General features: G+C 71.4%; 1 protein-coding gene. It reads right to left on the bottom strand.

Going from position 1 to position 16892, the window contains the following annotated elements; all coding sequences use genetic code 11:
- Positions 1 to 125 precede the first annotated feature (125 nt).
- Entirely contained in the window at positions 126 to 16817 is a 16692-nt protein-coding gene (locus tag AB0H49_RS01755) for an amino acid adenylation domain-containing protein (protein ID WP_357246030.1), read from the bottom strand.
- Positions 16818 to 16892 lie beyond the last annotated feature (75 nt).

The following is a 16892-nucleotide window of genomic DNA, read 5'->3' on the forward strand; positions in this document are numbered from 1 at the left end:
TTCGTATCGGGATCACGGATGGGCTTCCCCTGGCCGCCGGACGTCCACGCGTTGGCGCCACGCCCAGACCATACGGCCTATGTAGTCGTCAGAACAGGGGGCATTGTTACCTACCCGTTGCCCCATCATGCCTGACCAGCCGGATTGTGATCTTCTCCGGCCCCGGGAATCAATGACGACAGTCTCGGTCCGATCTCGGCTAGCGCCATCTGCGAGGTCATCTCGTCGTGCGTCGTCTGAATCGGGTGATCGGCGACGACGCCGTCGACGAACGGTTGCCACTTGTTCGCCGAGGTCTCCGGGTCGATGCCGTGCACCAGGTTCGCCCCGAGGATCCGGGCGCTGAAGTACTCCAGCCTGCCCCGGAACACGCCGGGCCGATGCTCGGCGATCAGCTCCGCCGAACGGACCGCGCTGCGGTAGATGCGGCGCAGCCGTTCCGGCGTCAGCACGGCCAGCTCCGGCGGGATGGTGGCGTGCAGCGCGGCGAGCGAGGCATCGCTGAGATCGTGCACGTCACCGCCGCCGAGCAGGTCGTCGGCGCCGATGCCGATCTCGGCGAGCGCACCACGCAGCGCGTCGCGGAAATCACCGGCGCCGATGTCGTGGTGGCTGTCCAGCATGGCGAGCAGCGCGACCCGCTCCCCCGCCGCCTGCAACCGCACCGCGACCGCGTGCGCCAGGATGCCGCCGAGCGACCAGCCGAGCAGGTGGTACGGGCCCTGCGGCTGGACCGAGCGGATCTCGGCCAGGCAGCGCGCCGCCATCGCGTCGAGCGACTCGGGCAGGTAGTCGTCCTCGGAGAGCGCGGGCGACTGGAGACCGATGATCGGACGCGACCGATCCACGTACGGCACCAGGCCCGCGTAGCTCCACGAGAGTCCGGCCATCGGATAGAAGCAGAACAGCGGCTCCGCCGAACCGGTGCCGCGGATCGGCAGCAGCGGGCCGAGGGCGGCGGCCGAATCGGCCGAGTAGTCGACGCCGTTCTCCTGCGCGGTGCTGATCTTGGCGGCGAGCGCGGCGACCGTGGAGTCGGTGAAGAACCACTGCACCCGCACCTCGGCGCCGGTCAGCCCGCGCAGCCTGCCGACCACGCGGGTCGCGACCAGCGAGTTGCCGCCGAGATCGAAGAAGTCGTCGTCGGCGCCGACCCGGTCCACGCCGAGCACCTCGGCGAAGACCGCGGCGACGGCCTGCTCCATCGGCGTCGCCGGTGCGCGGTAGTCGCGGGACGCCAGCTGCGGCTCGGGCAGCGCCCGGCGATCCAGTTTGCCGCTCGCGTTCAGCGGCATCGCCGTGAGCGGCACGATCGCCGAGGGGACCATGTACGCAGGCAGCGCGGCACGTGCGTACGCGAGGAGGTCGTCGATGTCCACGGCCGAGCCGGGCACCGGAACGACGTAGGCGACCAGCCGATCGCCGGTGGCGAGCCGGACCAGCGAGACCGCGACGTGGCGCACCTCGTCGTGATCGGCGAGCACGGCCTCGATCTCGCCGAGCTCGACACGCTGACCGCGCAGCTTGACCTGGAAGTCGCTGCGGCCCAGGTATTCCAGCGCCGCGCCGTCGCCGACCGGACGCCAGCGCACCACGTCGCCGGTGCGGTAGAGCCGCTCGCCGTCCTCGTGCGCGACGAAGCGTTCCGCGGTGAGTGCGGGCGCGCCGTGGTAGCCGCGGGCCAATTGCACACCCGCGACGTACAGTTCGCCCGCCGCGCCGAGCGGCACCGGGCGCAGCTGGCGGTCGAGCACGTGCACCTGGGTGTTGGCCACCGGCATACCGATCGGCACGGCCGAACCACCGTCCGCGTGGCCGGGGTGCGCGGTGACGACCGTCGCCTCGGCGGGGCCGTACCAGTTCACCAGCTCGGCGTCGGGCAGCGCGGCGGCGAAGGCCTCGGCCGTCTCCGCCGAGAGCGCCTCACCGGCCGCGAAGACCCGGCGCAGCGCGGGGAGATGGGCGTCCTCGTCCGCACCGTCCAAGAACGCGTCGAGCATCGAGGGCACGAAATGCACCGTGCTGACGCGATGTTCGGCGATGACCCGTGCCAGGTAGGCCGGATCGCGGTGCCCGTCGGGCTCGGCGATCAGCACTGCGGCGCCGGTCTGCAACGGCCAGAACAACTCCCACGTCGAGATGTCGAAGGTGATCGGCGTCTTGTGCAGCACCACGTCGGAGCCGTCGTGCGGGTACGCGCGCTGGGCCCAGCGGAACTGGTTGGCCATCTGCCGGTGCGTGATCGCCACGCCCTTCGGGCGGCCGGTCGAACCGGAGGTGTAGATGACGTAGGCGACGTTGTCGGCCCGCACCGGCGCATCGGCGGTCGCGACAATGCTCGGGGCGTACTCGAGCGCGTCCACCGCGACCACCGGCACACCGGTGGCCGTGCCGAAACCGGTACGCGCCGTGGTCAGTACGCACACCGGCGACGCGCCCGCCAGCACGTACTCGCTGCGCTCCACCGGATGGTCCGGGTCGACCGGCACGTACGCGCCGCCCGCGCGCAGCACGGCGTAGATGGCGACGACCAGATCGACGCTGCGCCGCATGGCCACGGCCACCAGCGATTCCGGGCCGACGCCGCGCGCGGAAAGCTCCCGCGCGAGCCGCCGCGACCTGGCGTCGAGTTCGGCGTAGCTGACCTTGGTGTTGCCGAAGATCAGCGCTGTCGCGTTCGGTGTCTTGGCCAGCTGGGCGTCGAACAGCGAGAGCAGCGTCGAATCGTCCAGCAGCTCGGGCACTTCGGTGGCATTGCGGGCGGTCAGCGCGGCTCGTTCCTGACCGAGCAGCGCGTCGACCTCGGCGACCCGCGCGCGCGGCTCGGCGACGAACGCGCCGATCAGCGCGGCGAGCCGGTCGGCGAGGGTCCGCGCGGCGGCCTCGTCGAACAGGTCGCGCAGGTACTTGATCCCGACGTGCAGCTGCTCGCCGAGCGCGACGATCACCGACACCGGGTAGTGCGTCCCGTCGGCGACGTGCACGCCGCTGACGCTCATGCCGTCGATCGCACTGGCGCGGCGCAATCCCTCCCTGTCCACCGGGTAGGACTCGAACACCACGAGCGAATCGAAGAGGCCGTCCACACCGATGGTGTTCTGGATCTCGCTCAGGCCAAGGTAGTGGTAGTCGAGCAGGGCCGCCTGCTCGTCCTGCAGCGTGCGAAGCAGCTCGGCGAGCGTCTGCGTCGCGTCGAGGCGCACCCGCACCGGAATGGCGTTGAGGAACAGGCCGACCATGGTCTCCACGCCGTCCAGCTCGGCGGGTCTGCCGGAGACGGTCGCGCCGAAGACCACGTCGTCACGGTCGGTGACACGGCCGATGAGCAGCGCCCACGCGGCCTGCACCACGGTGTTCACCGTGACGCCCGCGCGCGCGGCCGCGCCGGTCAGTGCCGCGGTCTGCTCGGGCGAGAAGACGAAGTCGACTTCGCCGATGCCCGCGGCGATCTCGCGGTTCGCCGCGCCGACCAGCGGGGTCGGCTCGGTGACGCCCGCCAGCGCCGAGCGCCACGCCTGGCGCGCCGCGTCCGGATCCTGCGCGACCAGCCACTCCAGGTAGTCGCGGTAGGGCCGGATCTTCGGCAGATGACGAGAGCGGACGCCGAGCGCGTAGACGGTCAGCAGCTCACGCATCAGCAGCGGCACCGACCAGCCGTCGAGCAGGATGTGGTGGCTGGTCACGATCAGGTGGAACCGCTCGGTGGCCGTGCGCAGCAGCGTGAAGCGCAGTAGCGGCGCGGTTCGCATCTCGAAGTGCTGCGCCATGTCGGCGGCCTTGATCCGCTCCGCCTCGCTCGCGGCGACGGCCGGATCGAGGTGGTCGAGCGCGATCTGACGCCACGGCGCCTGGACCGAATCCGGCACCACCTGCACCGCGCGGCCGTCGCCGGTGTCGGCGAAGGCGACCCGCAGGTTGGCGTGCCGATCGAGCAGCGCCTGGGCCGCGGCGTGCAACCGCGCCGCGTCCACCCTGCCGTCGAGGTCGAGCACGAACTGCAGCATGTACGCGTCGATGGAGGCGTCGGCGAGCTGCGCGTGGAACAGCATGCCCGACTGCAACGGCGTCATCGGCCAGACGTCGCCCAGTTCGGGGTACGCGCCGCCGAACCGGTCCAGATCGGACTGGGTGAGCCGCACCAGCGGGAAGTCCGACGGCGTGTAGCCGCCCGCGCCGGGGCGCAGGGCGTGCTCGGCGAGACCGCCGAGGGCCCTGACCCAGTGCTCGGCAAAGGTTTTCACGTCGTCACCGGCGAAAACGGCTGCGGCGAAGTCGAACCTGGCGCGCAGGCCCTCGCGGGTGGCCTCCACGACGATGTCGAGCAGCAGATCCTCGGCCGCGGCGTCGGTGTGCATCTTCGCCGGGCGCACGTCCCGGTAGCGCAACCGAATCAGGCCCGCGGCGGGCAGTTCGGCCGCGCCGTTGAGGTAGCGCAGCAGGCCGTAGCCGACACCGCCCGAAGGCACCGAGCGGCGCAGCTCCTTGATCTGCCCGAGCGCGACGCCCGCGGCCGGACCGCCGACCAGTGCGTCGGCGATGTCGACGCCGGACAGCACCAGCGGCAGCGGGTAGTCGGTGGTGAAGCCGCCGACCAGGTCCGAGTGCGCCCGGTCGCGTGCGTCGGCGGTGAGCCGGACCACCGGACCCGCGGCGCGCACGAGGGTTTCCTTCCCTGCCGTGCGCATGGCGATGGCCAGCGCGGTGAGCAGCACCTCGTCGACGGTGGCGTGGTAGGCCTGCGCCATCGTCGTCACCGCGGCCGCACCCTCGGAGGTGATGGTGAGCGAGACGCGCGAGCGAATCGAGAGATCGGCTCCCGCAGGCGGTTCCGCCGTCACATCCGCCAAGGTCTGCTGCCACCAGGGCAATTCGGCGAGCGTCGCCGGGTCCTCGGCCTTCGCGGCGAGGGCGCGCAGCACCGTGCCGAGACCGGATTCGGTCGCCTCGGGCGCGGCGTGGCGGTGCCGCGACCAGCCCGCGGTGAGCTGATCGATGACGGTGCGCCACGAGTGGTCGTCCAGCACGAGCCCGTTGGCGACGACGACCAGTTGGGCGGCCGTGTCCGGACCCATGCGGACGAACCGGATGTTGCGCCCCTGCGTCGGGTCGAGCGCCGCGGCGGCGGCCTGCACCACGTCGTCCAGCGGGACGGCGGCGGCCGCGGTGTCCTCCAGCAGGTAGAACGGCTGGTCGTCCGGCGTCGGCGCGGCGGGCAGGTCGAAGGCCGCGGGAACGCCGTCGGCCGCCGGGCGCAGCCGCACCCAGAGCATCGGATTCTGCTGCAGCACCGCGTCGATCGCGGCCCGCACCATCGGCACCGGGCGGTCGGCGGGCACATCGAGCACGATCGCCCGCACCTCGACACCGTCCGGACGCGCCGCGAGCAGGCGGGCGGCCTCCGGGGTCAGCGGCAGCTCGCCGGTCTGCTCGGCGACGGCGGCTGCGGCCGAGGTGGCGACCGTGGCGAGCGCCGCGACGGTGCGCGCCTCGAAGACGTGGCGTGGGGTGAACAGCACGCCCTTGGCCCGCGCCCGCGCCACCACCTGGATGGAGACGACGCTGTCGCCGCCGAGGGCGAAGAAGTCGTCGTCGACGCCGACGCGCTCGATGCCGAGCACCTCGCCGATGACCGACGCGATGACCTCTTCCTCCGCCGTGCGCGGCGCGCGGTACTCGCGGGTCGGCAGCACCGGCTCGGGCAGCGCCGACCGGTCCACCTTGCCGACCGAGGTGAGCGGCAGCTCGTCGAGCACCACGACCGCCGCGGGCACCATGTAATCCGGCAGCTGGTGGCCCAGCTGCGCGACGAGCGCGTCGGGGTCGAGCCGCGCGCCCTGGAGCGGCACCACGTAGGAGACGAGAGTCGTCGTCGCGCGCCCGCCGGTTTCGCGGCCGACGGTGATCGCGAAGTCGACGCCGGGCTGCGCGGTGAGCGCGGCGTCGATCTCGCCGAGCTCGATGCGGAAACCGCGGACCTTCACCTGGAAGTCGGTGCGGCCCCGGTACTCCAGCTCGCCGTCGGCGTTCCAGACCACCAGGTCGCCGGTGCGGTACATCCGCGCGCCCGCGTCGCCGGAGACCGCCGCGGCGATCGGATCGGCGACGAAGCGGTCGGCGGTGAGACCGGGACGCGCGAAGTAGCCGCGCGCCAATTGCGCACCGGCCAAGTACAACTCGCCGGGCACGCCCGCGGGGACGGGTCGCAGCATGGCGTCGAGCACGTAGACGCGGCTGTTCCACTCCGGCACGCCGATCGGGACGGAGCCCGCATCGGCATCGGTGACCGGGTGGTTGGTGATGGACACCGCCGCCTCGGTCGGACCGTACAGGTTGAACAGCTCGGTGCCGCCCGCGCGGACCCGCTGGGCCAGCGCGGCGGGCAGCGCCTCACCGATCGCCAGCACCCGCCGCAGCGACTCGGGCAGCCGCCCTTCGGAGTCGGTGAGCAGCGCGTCGAGCATCGACGGAACCACATGCAACGTGGTCACACCCGTCGAACGCATCAACGCGTTCAAATACGACGGATCCCGATGGCCATCGGCGGAGGCGACGACGAGGCGACCACCGCTGACCGCCGCGGACCAGAACTCCCACACCGACAAGTCGAACGTCGCCGCCGTCTTCAGCAGCACCACATTCTCGCTGTCGAGACCGAATTCGTCCGACTTCCACAACAACTGGTTCACGATCGCCGCGTGCGGCACCGCCACACCCTTGGGCTGACCCGTCGAACCCGACGTGAAGATCACATACGCCGTATTCGCCGCAACCAGAACACCATTGCGCTCGTTCGCCGCGATCGGCGCGGGTGAGAAGGCCGTCAGGTCCAGCGTCTCCAGCGACACGGTCGCCGCGGCGGTGCTGGCGAAGCCGTCGGCCGCGGTGGTCAGCACGCAGCGCGGGGCCGCGGTGTCCAGGATGTAGTCGACACGCTCGGCGGGCTGACCCGGATCGATCGGCACGTACGCCGCACCGGCCTTGGCCACCGCGTACATCGCGATCACCAGATCCGCCGACCGGCGAATGGCCAACGCCACCCGATCCTCCGGACCCACACCACGACCGATCAGATACCGCGCCAACCGGTTCACCCGAGCGTCCAGCTCGGCGTAGGTCAGCTCGAGCAGGCCCGCGCCGGTGTCGGCGACGAGCGCGGGGGCATGCGGCGAACCGGCCACGGTCGCGTCGAGCAGCGACACCAGGGTCGCCGCGGAATCCACCGGGTGCCCGGTGTCGTTCCAGGACCGCAGGATTCGCTCGCTCTCCTCCGCGGAGAGCAGATCGATCTCGCCCACCGACACCGCGGCGTCGGCGATCACGGCATCCAGCACGCGCTCGAACCGCTCCGCGAAGCCGCGCACGGTGGCCTCGTCGAACAGGTCGGTGGCGTAGCTGAAATCGGCGACCAGCTCCGCGGGCGCGCCGTCCACGGCGTAGCGGTCGGTCACCGTCAGCTGCAGATCGGTCTTGGCCAGCCTGGCGTCGAAATCCACCGCGCCGACCGTCATTCCGGGCAGCTCGAAGGTGGACTCGGCGAGGTTCTGGAACGAAAGACCGATCTGGAACAGCGGATTGCGCGCCGTCGACCGCGCCGGGTTGAGCACCTCGACGAGACGCTCGAACGGCACGTCCGCGTTGGCGAACGCCTCCAGGTCGCGTTCGCGGACCTCGGTGAGCAGGTCGGCGAACCGCTCGCCGGGGCGCACCTTGGTGCGGAACACCACGGTGTTGACGAACATGCCGATCAGGTCGTCGAGTTCGCGCTCGCCGCGACCCGCGAGCGGGGTGCCGACGGCGATGTCGTCGGTGCCCGAGAGCCGCGCCAGCAGCACCGCCAGCGCCGCGTGCACCACCATGAACAGCGAGGCGTGGTTGGCACGCGCCAGCTCGTGCAGCGCGGCGTGCCGGTCCGCCGGGATCACCGTGCGCAGCGTGGCGCCGCGGAAGGACTGCACCGGCGGCCGCGGACGGTCGGCGGGCAGCTCCAGCTGATCGGGCAGCCCGGCCAGCGCCGTGCGCCAGTAGGAGATCTGCTGGGCGGCAATGGATTCCGGATCGCTCTCGGAACCGAGCACCGCGTCGTGCCACAGCGCGTAGTCGGCGTATTGCAGGGGCAGCGGCGCGAAGCTCGGCGCCGCGCCCGCCGCTCGGGCCGCGTAGGCCGTCATGACGTCGCGGGCCAGCGGGTTCATCGAGGCGCCGTCGGCCGCGACGTGGTGCACCACGATCGCGAGGACGTGCTCGGTGGGGGCCAGCCGGAACAGCGTCACGGCGAACGGCACCTCGGCCGTCACGTCGAAGGTGGTCAACGCGAAATCGACCACCGCGGACTGCAGATCGCCCTCGGTGATGTCGATCGGGACCAATTCGGCGGGCTGCTCCGACGCGGGATGGACGAGCTGGTGCGGCGCCTCGTCCGAGCCGGGGTAGGTGGTGCGCAGCACCTCGTGCCGCGCCACCACGTCGGCGATCGCCTGGCCGAGCGCGTCGACGTTGAGCGCACCGGTCAGCCGGACCGCGAGCGGGATGTTGTCGACGGCCGACGCGGCGGTGTCGAACTGGTTGAGGAACCAGTAGCGCCGCTGCGCGGGCGAGAGCGGAATCCGCTCCGGGCGCGGACCGGCGACCAGCGCCGGTCGAGCGGGTGCGGCTCCTGGGCTCTGCGCCAGCCGCGCGGCCAGACCGGCCACGGTCGAGGCGTTGAACAGTTCGCGCACCTCGAGGCGACCGCCGAGCGCGCTGCCGAGGCGGGCCATCACCTGGGTCGCGATGAGCGAGTTTCCACCGAGCGCGAAGAAGTCGTCGTCCGCGCCGATCGGCTCCTCGGAACCAAGAGCCTCGCCGAACAATTCGGCGATGAGCTGCTCCAGCGGCCCGCTGGGGGCGCGGAACTCCTTGATCTGCAACTGCGGTGCGGGCAACGCGCGACGGTCCAGCTTGCCCGCCGGTGTCAGCGGGATCTCGTCGAGGACGGTGATGGCGGTGGGCACCATGTGGCGCGGCAGCGTCTCCTCCGCGAACGCGGTCAGCGTCGCGACGTCCACCAGCGCGCCGGGCGCCGCGTGCACGTAGGAGGCGAGAATCGTGCTGCCGCTGTCGAGTTCGTGTCCGACGGTGACCACGAAGTCCACGCTGTCGTGCGCCGCGAGCACCGCGTCGATCTCACCGAGCTCGATGCGGAAGCCGCGGACCTTGACCTGGAAGTCGTTGCGACCCAGGTACTCCAGATCGCCACGCGGGGTCCAGCGGACCAGGTCGCCGGTGCGGTACATGCGCGAGCCGCCCGCGGCGAACGGATCCGCGACGAAGCGGCTCGCCGTCAGGCCGGACTGGCCGCCATAGCCGCGCGCCAGCTGCGCGCCCGAGACGTACAGCTCACCCGCCACGCCGGTCGGCACCGGGCGCAGCCGCTCGTCGAGCACGTACGCGGCGATGCCGCGGATCGGCGCGCCGATCGTCACCGGCAAGTCCGGCATCATCGACGACGTCACGTTGGTCATGACCGTCGCCTCGGTCGGACCGTAGGCGTTGAAGAACTGCCGCATGCCGTGCGCGACCGGAATCACCCAGCGCCGCACCAGTTCCGGCGGACACGCCTCGCCGCCGGTGATCAGCACGCGCAGTTCGTCCAGACCGGCCGGGTCCATGGACGCCAGCGCCGCGGGCGTGACGAACGCGTGCGTCACCCGCTCGCGGCGCAACAGCTCCGCGAGACCGGCGCCGCCGTAGACCTCCGGCGCGGCGACCACCATCGTCGCGGCGCCGCCCACCGCGAGCAGCAGCTCGAGCACCGAGGCGTCGAAGGACGGGGACGCGAAGTGCAGCGTCCGCGAACCGGGCGTCACCCGGTAGCGCTCGCGCTGTTCGTCGCAGAAGCCCGAGAGACCGGCGTGTGTGACGACGACACCCTTGGGCGTGCCGGTCGAGCCGGAGGTGTAGATGACGTAGGCCGGGTGCTGGGGCCGCAGCGGACGCACCCGGTCGGCGTCGGCGATCGGCTTGGCCGAGTACACCGCGAGCCCGCTGACGAATTCGATGTCGTCGAGCAGCAGCCATTCGACGAGCCCCGGCAGCGCCCGCTGGGCGTCGGAGACCGTCAGACCGAGCACCGCGCCCGAATCCTTGACCATGTGGCCGATGCGCTCGGCCGGGTAGTTGGTGTCCACCGGCACGAAGGCGGCGCCGGTCTTGGCCACCGCCCAGACCGCGAGCACCGACTCGACCGAACGCGGAATGCCAACGGCCACCACGTCGTCCGGGCCGATGCCGCGATCGATGAGCAACCGGGCCAGGAGCGTCGAGCGCAGATCCAGGTCGGCGTAACGGAGTTGGGCGTAATGCTCGGCGGCGTCGGCGACCACGACGGCGATGCCGTCCGGGTTGGTCTGCACCGCGGTGCGCAGCAGCTGCGGCAGCGTGATGTCGCGCGACACCGGAATACGGTTGGGGCGCAACCGGTCCCGCTCGACCGGCTCGAGCAGGTCGATCGCGCCGACGCGCTGGTGCGGGTCGGCGGCGACCGCGCTGGCCACCATGGCGAGGCGGCGCGCGAACGAACGCACGGTCGCCTCGTCGAAGATGTCGATGGCGTAGGTGAAGACGGCGGCGAGCTCGGCGGGCGAACCGTCCTCGCGGTGGCGCGGCTCGACGTTCAGCAGCAGGTCGAACTTCGCCGCGATCGACTCCGAGTCCAGCACGCCAACGGTCAGGCCGGGCAGCTCCAGGGTCGGCCGCTCCAGGTTCTGGAATGCCAGAACCGCTTGGAACAGCGGATTGTTCGTGCCCGCGCGACCGGGTGCGACGGTCTCGACGACGCGCTCGAACGGGATGTCGGCGTTGGCGAACGCCGTCAGATCCGTCTCCCGCGCCGCCTGGACCAGTTCGGCGAAAGTGGCGTCGGGATCGACGGCGGTGCGCAGCGTCAGGGTGTTGACGAACATGCCGACCAGGTCGTCGAGCGCGCGGTCGCCGCGGCCGGCGATCGGAGTGCCGATGGCGACGTCCGAGTCGCCGGTGAGGCGCGCGAGCAGCACGGCGAGCACGGCGTGCAGCACCATGAACAGCGACGAGTTCTGCTCCCGCGCGAGGCGGGCGAGTTCGCCGTGCACGTCCGCGGGCAGCCGGAAGCCGACCGAGGCGCCGCGCATCGACGGCACCGGCGGGTGCGGGCGGTCCTGCGGCAGCGCCGCGGCGCCGGTGAGACCGGCGAGCTGTTCCGACCAGTACGCCAATTGCCGTGCGGCGACGGAGTTCTCGTCCTCCACCACGCCGACGACGTCGCGCTGCCACAGCGCGTAGTCGGCGTACTGCACGGTCAGCGGCGCCCAGCCAGGCGCCTCGCCCTCGGTGCGGGCGATGTAAGCGGTCATGAGGTCGCGGGCGAGCGGCGCGAGCGAGGCGCCGTCGGCGGCGATGTGGTGCGTGACGAGGACGAGCAGGTGCTTGTCCGGAACGCCGCCGTTGAGCAGCGCGATCCGCACCGGCGGCCGCTCGGTGACGTCGAAGCCGCCCGACATGAGTTCGACGACGCGGCCCATGATGTCGGTCGGCTGCTCCACCGCGAGCCCGCCGGGCAGCGTGTCGGCGACGGTCGAGATCTCTTGGTGCGGAAGCTCGCCCGCGGCGGACACGGGGTAGCTGGTGCGCAGCGCCTCGTGCCGCTCCAGCACGTCGAGCACGGCCTGTTGCAGCGCGGCCACGTCGAGCCTGCCCGCGAGCTGGATGGCGAACGGGATGTTGTAGGCCGCCGAATCCGGGTCGATCTGGTTGATCACCCACATGCGCTGCTGGGCGAGCGAGAGCGGCACCAGGTCCGGACGGACAGCGGCCACGAGCGGCGGCCGGGCGTCGCCGGGCTCGCCAGGCACGACGCGCGCGGCGAGCGCGGCCACCGTGGGAGCCTCGAACAGTTCGCGGACCTCGATGTTCGCGTCCAGTGCCGCGTTCAGCCTGGCCACCACCCTGGTGGCGAGCAGCGAGTTGCCGCCGAGCGCGAAGAAGTCGTCGTCGAGGCCGATCTCGTTCGCGCCGAGCAGCGCCGCGAACACCTCGGCGACGGTCTGCTCGATGGGCGTGCTGGGCGCGCGGAACTCCGAGCCGCCGCCGAACACGGGCGCGGGCAGTGCCTTGCGGTCCAGCTTGCCGGAGGGGTTCAGCGGGAAGGCGTCCAGCACGACCAGCGCCGCGGGCACCATGTAGCCGGGCAGCACTGCCGCGAGCTCCTTGCGCACGGCCTCGGCTTCGAGCGACGAATCCGGCTCGGCGACAACGTAACCCACCAGCTGATCACCGGCGTGCGGATCGGTGCGCAGCACCACCACCGACTGCGCGACACCCGGCTGCGCCAGCAGCGCCGCCTCGATCTCGCCCAGCTCGATACGCAGACCACGCAGCTTCACCTGGAAGTCGGTGCGGCCCAAGTACTCCAGCTCACCGTTCGCGTTCCAGGTCACCAGGTCACCGGTGCGGTACATGCGCGAACCAGCGGCGCCGTAAGGATTGGCGACGAAGCGATCCGAGGTCAGGTCGCTGCGGCTCAGGTAGCCCAGCGCCAGCTGATCGCCCGCCAGATACAGCTCACCCGCGACACCCGGGGCGACGGGGTGCAAACGCGAATCCAGCACGTACAGCTGGGTGTTCCACACCGGACGGCCGATCGGCACCGAGGTCTCGTCGGCGTCGATCACCTCGTGGTAGGTGACGTCGACCGCGGCCTCTGTCGGGCCGTACAGGTTGTGCAGGCGCGCACCGGTCAGCTCACGCAGGCGCTGTGCGGTCGGCGCGGGCAGGGCTTCACCCGAGGCGAACACCTGACGCAGCGGCGGCACCGGCGCACCGTCGGCCAGCGTCGAGACGAACACCGAAAGCATGGAGGGCACGAAATGCGCCGTGGTGACGTTCTGTTCGAGCATCACCGTGGCCAGGTACAGCGGGTCGCGGTGACCGTCCGGCTTCGCCACGACCAACCGCGCACCGACCTGCAAGGGCCAGAAGAACTCCCACACCGACACGTCGAAGGTGGCCGGAGTCTTCTGCAACACCACGTCGTCCGCGCCGAGCGGGTACTCGTACTGCATCCACAGCAGGCGGTTCACGATCGCGGCGTGGGTGACGGCCACGCCCTTCGGGCGGCCGGTGGAACCCGAGGTGAAGATGACGTACGCGGTGTCGCCCGGCCGAATCGGGCGCGCCCGTTCGAAATCCGAGATCGGCGCGGATTCGTAGCCGTCGAGTTCGAGCGCGTCCACCGCGAGGACGGGCGCGGCGGAGGTGTCGAAACCGTCCCGCTGGGTGGTGAGGACCAGGGCCGGACGGGCCGTCTCCAGGACGTAGTCCACGCGCTCGGCGGGCTGGTCCGGGTCGAGCGGAACGTAGCCCGCGCCCGCCTCCAGCACCGCGTACATCGCGACGACCAGCTCGGTCGAGCGTCGAATAGCCAGCGCCACAAGCGAACCGGGACCGACACCGGCGGCGAGCAGCAGCCGGGCCATGCGGTGCACCCGGGCGCCGAACTCCGCGTAGGTAAGCCGCTCGTCCTCGAACACCAGCGCGGTCGCGTACGACGTCGCGGCCCGGCGGCGCTCGAACAGCGAGACCAGGGTGGCGGCGGGCACCGGGTACGCGGTGTCGTTCCAGCCGGTGAGCACCGCGGCGCGCTCCTCCGGCGCGAGCAGGTCGATGTCGCCGATCACGGCGGTGGGATCGCCCGCGATCGCCGCGAGGACCAGCGCGAAGCGGTCGGCGAACCCGCGCACCGTCGCGGGATCGAAAAGGTCTGTGGCGTAGGTGATCTCGGCCGAGATGCCTGCGGGGGCACCACTGGAATCGACCCGCTCGGCCATCGAGAGTTGCAGATCGAACTTGGCCAACGGCACCGTCATGTCCACGCCGGACACGGTCAGTCCGGGCAATTCCAGTTCGGTGCGTGCCAGATTCTGGAAGGTCAGCATCACCTGGAACAGCGGGTGCCGCGCCGCCGAGCGCACCGGGTCGAGCAGCTCGACGAGCCGCTCGAACGGCAGGTCGGCGTGCCCGAAGGCGGCGAGATCGCCCTGCCGGACCGCAGCGAGCAGCTGATCGACCGTCGCGGCCGGGTCGACATCGTTGCGCAGCACGAGCGTGTTGACGAACATGCCGATCAGATCGTCGAGCGCGGCGTCACCGCGGCCGGCGACCGGCGTGCCGATGGCGATGTCCCTGGTGCCCGACAGCCGAGCCAGCAGCACCGCCAACGCGCTGTGCACCACCATGAACAGCGTCGCGTGATGGCGTTGGGCCACCCCGGCGAGCGCGGTGTGCAGTTCGGCGTCGATCTCGAAGCGCAGCACATCGCCGCGGTAGGAGGCGACCGACGGACGCGGACGGTCCGCGGGCAGCTCCAATTGCTCGGGCAGCCCGGCCAATTCCGCGCGCCAGAACGCGACCTGCTCGGCGAGCACCGATTCCGGGTCGTCCTCCGCGCCGAGCACCTCGCGCTGCCACAGCGTGAAGTCGGCGTACTGCACCGCGAGCGGCGCGAGCTGGGGCGCGCGCCCGGCGACGCGGTCCGCGTAGGCGGCCATCAAGTCGCGGGTCAGCGGGCCCATCGAGAAACCGTCGCCCGCGATGTGGTGCACCACGCAGACCAGCACGTGCTCGGTCTCGCTCAACGCGAGCAGGCGCAGCCGGATCGGCGCCGCCGCGGTCACGTCGAAGCCCTCGGTCACGGCCGCCGCCACCAGGTCGAACACCTCGGCCTCCGTGGCGGTCTCGGCGACCAGCTCGGGCAGCGCGCGCGGGTCGTCGGCGGGCAGCACGAGCTGGTAACCGGCGCCGTCGAATTCGGGGTAGACGGTCCGCAGCACCTCGTGCCGCTGCACGAGGTCACGCACCGCCGCGCCGAGCGCGGTCACATCGAGCGCACCCGAAAGCCGCACGGCGACCGGGATGTTGTTGACCCCGCTGGCCGGATCGAAGCGGTTCAGGAACCACATGCGCTGCTGGGCGTACGACAGCGGGATCCGCTCCGGACGCGGCTGCGGCTCCAGCGCGCGGCCGAGCGCCGACCCGGCATGCTGCTCCAGCAGCGCGGCAAGCCCGGCCACCGTGGAGGCGTCGAAGAGCAGCTGCATCGGCACCCGCGTCCCGAGGGCCGTGCCGATCCGCGCGATGGCCTGGACGGCGAGCAACGAGTTACCGCCCAGGTCGAAGAAGTCGTCGTCCGCGCCGACGCGGGCGTCCGGGTCGTCCGTCAGCAGCAGGGCCGCGAACACCTCGGCGACGATCTCTTCGGTCGGGGTCGCGGGCGCGCGGTACTCCTTGACCGCGAAGACGGGCTCGGGCAACGCGTTCCGATCCAGCTTGCCGACCGGCGTGAGCGGGATCTCGTCGAGCACCATGATCACCGCGGGCACCATGTAGCCGGGCAGCGACCGGCCGACGAACTCCGTGAGCGCGTCGGTGTCCACGCTCGCGCCGGGCCGCGCCAGCACGTACGACACCAGCGCGGTCGCGCCCGAGGGCAGCGACCGGCCGAGCGTCGCGGCGAAGTCGATGTCCGGGTGGGCGGTCAGCGCGTTGTCGATCTCGCCGAGCTCGATGCGCAGGCCGCGGATCTTCACCTGGAAGTCCGAGCGGCCCAGATACTCGATGGTGCCGTCGATCTCACTGCGGCGCACCAGGTCACCGGTGCGATACAACCGCGAGCCCACCGGATCGGACTCCCCGCCGAACGGGCTGGCCACGAAGCGTTCCGCGGTGAGGCCGGGACGGTTCAGGTAGCCCTGCGCCAGCGCGGGGCCGGAAAGGTACAGCTCGCCGACGACACCGGCGGGCACCAAACGCATCCCGCTGTCCAACACGAACGCGCCCATCCCGGAGATGGCCGAGCCGATGGTGATCGGCGCGTCGGCGTGCAGCGGCGCGGTGCTGGTGGCGACGATGGTGGCCTCGGTCGGGCCGTAGGCGTTGTAGACCTCGCGCGTGCCGTCGGCCCAGCGGGCGACCAGTTCCGGGCCGATCTTCTCGCCGCCGGCGATCACGACGCGCAGGTCGTCGAGTCCGGTGGGGTCCACCGACTGCAACGCACCGGGGGTCATCAGCATGTGCGTGACACCCTCGCGGCGCAGCAGATCCGTGAGTTCGTCGCCGCCGTACACCTTCGGCGGCGCGATCACCAGGGTCGCGCCCGCCGCGAAGGTCAGCAGCATTTCGAACACGGACGCGTCGAAGTTCGGCGACGCGACGTGCAGCATCCGCGAGTCGCCGTCGAACCCGAAGTGGTCGCGTTCGGCGGCCACCAGACCCGCGAGACCGGTGTGGGTGACGACGACGCCCTTCGGCTTACCGGTCGATCCGGAGGTATAGATGATGTAGGCCGGGTGGCGCTCGTCCAGCGCGCGAACCCGGTCGGCGTAGGTGATGGGCCGCTCTTCCCGGTGCAGGATGCGCTCGGCCACCACCGGGTCGTCCAGCTCGATCCAGTAGACGCCGGTGCCTAGCGCCCGTCGGTGCGCCGAGGTGGTCAGGCCGAGCGCGGCCCCGGAGTCGGAGACGATGTGCGCGATGCGGTCCGGCGGGAAGCTCGGATCCACCGGAACGTAGGCCGCGCCGGTCTTGGCGATGGCCCAGACCGAGAGCACCGACGCGACGGACCGCGCGATACCGATGGCCACCACGTCGCCGGGGCCGATGCCCCGCTCGATCAGTTCCCTGGCCAGCCGAGACGAGTCCTCGTCCAGCTGGCGGTAGGTCAACTCGACTGCGGTCTCGGGGTTGTTGGCGGGGTCGAAACGCACCGCCACCTCATCGGCCGCGGACTCCACCGCGGCAGTGAGCAACTGCCCGAACAGGAGACTACCTGGCCTGCGGCGACGACTACCACGCGTAGAGCGACGGGCAGTTTCCATTCGAGC

Source organism: Nocardia sp. NPDC050713 (genome assembly GCF_040654315.1).
In the GTDB taxonomy this organism is placed as follows: Bacteria; Actinomycetota; Actinomycetes; order Mycobacteriales; family Mycobacteriaceae; genus Nocardia.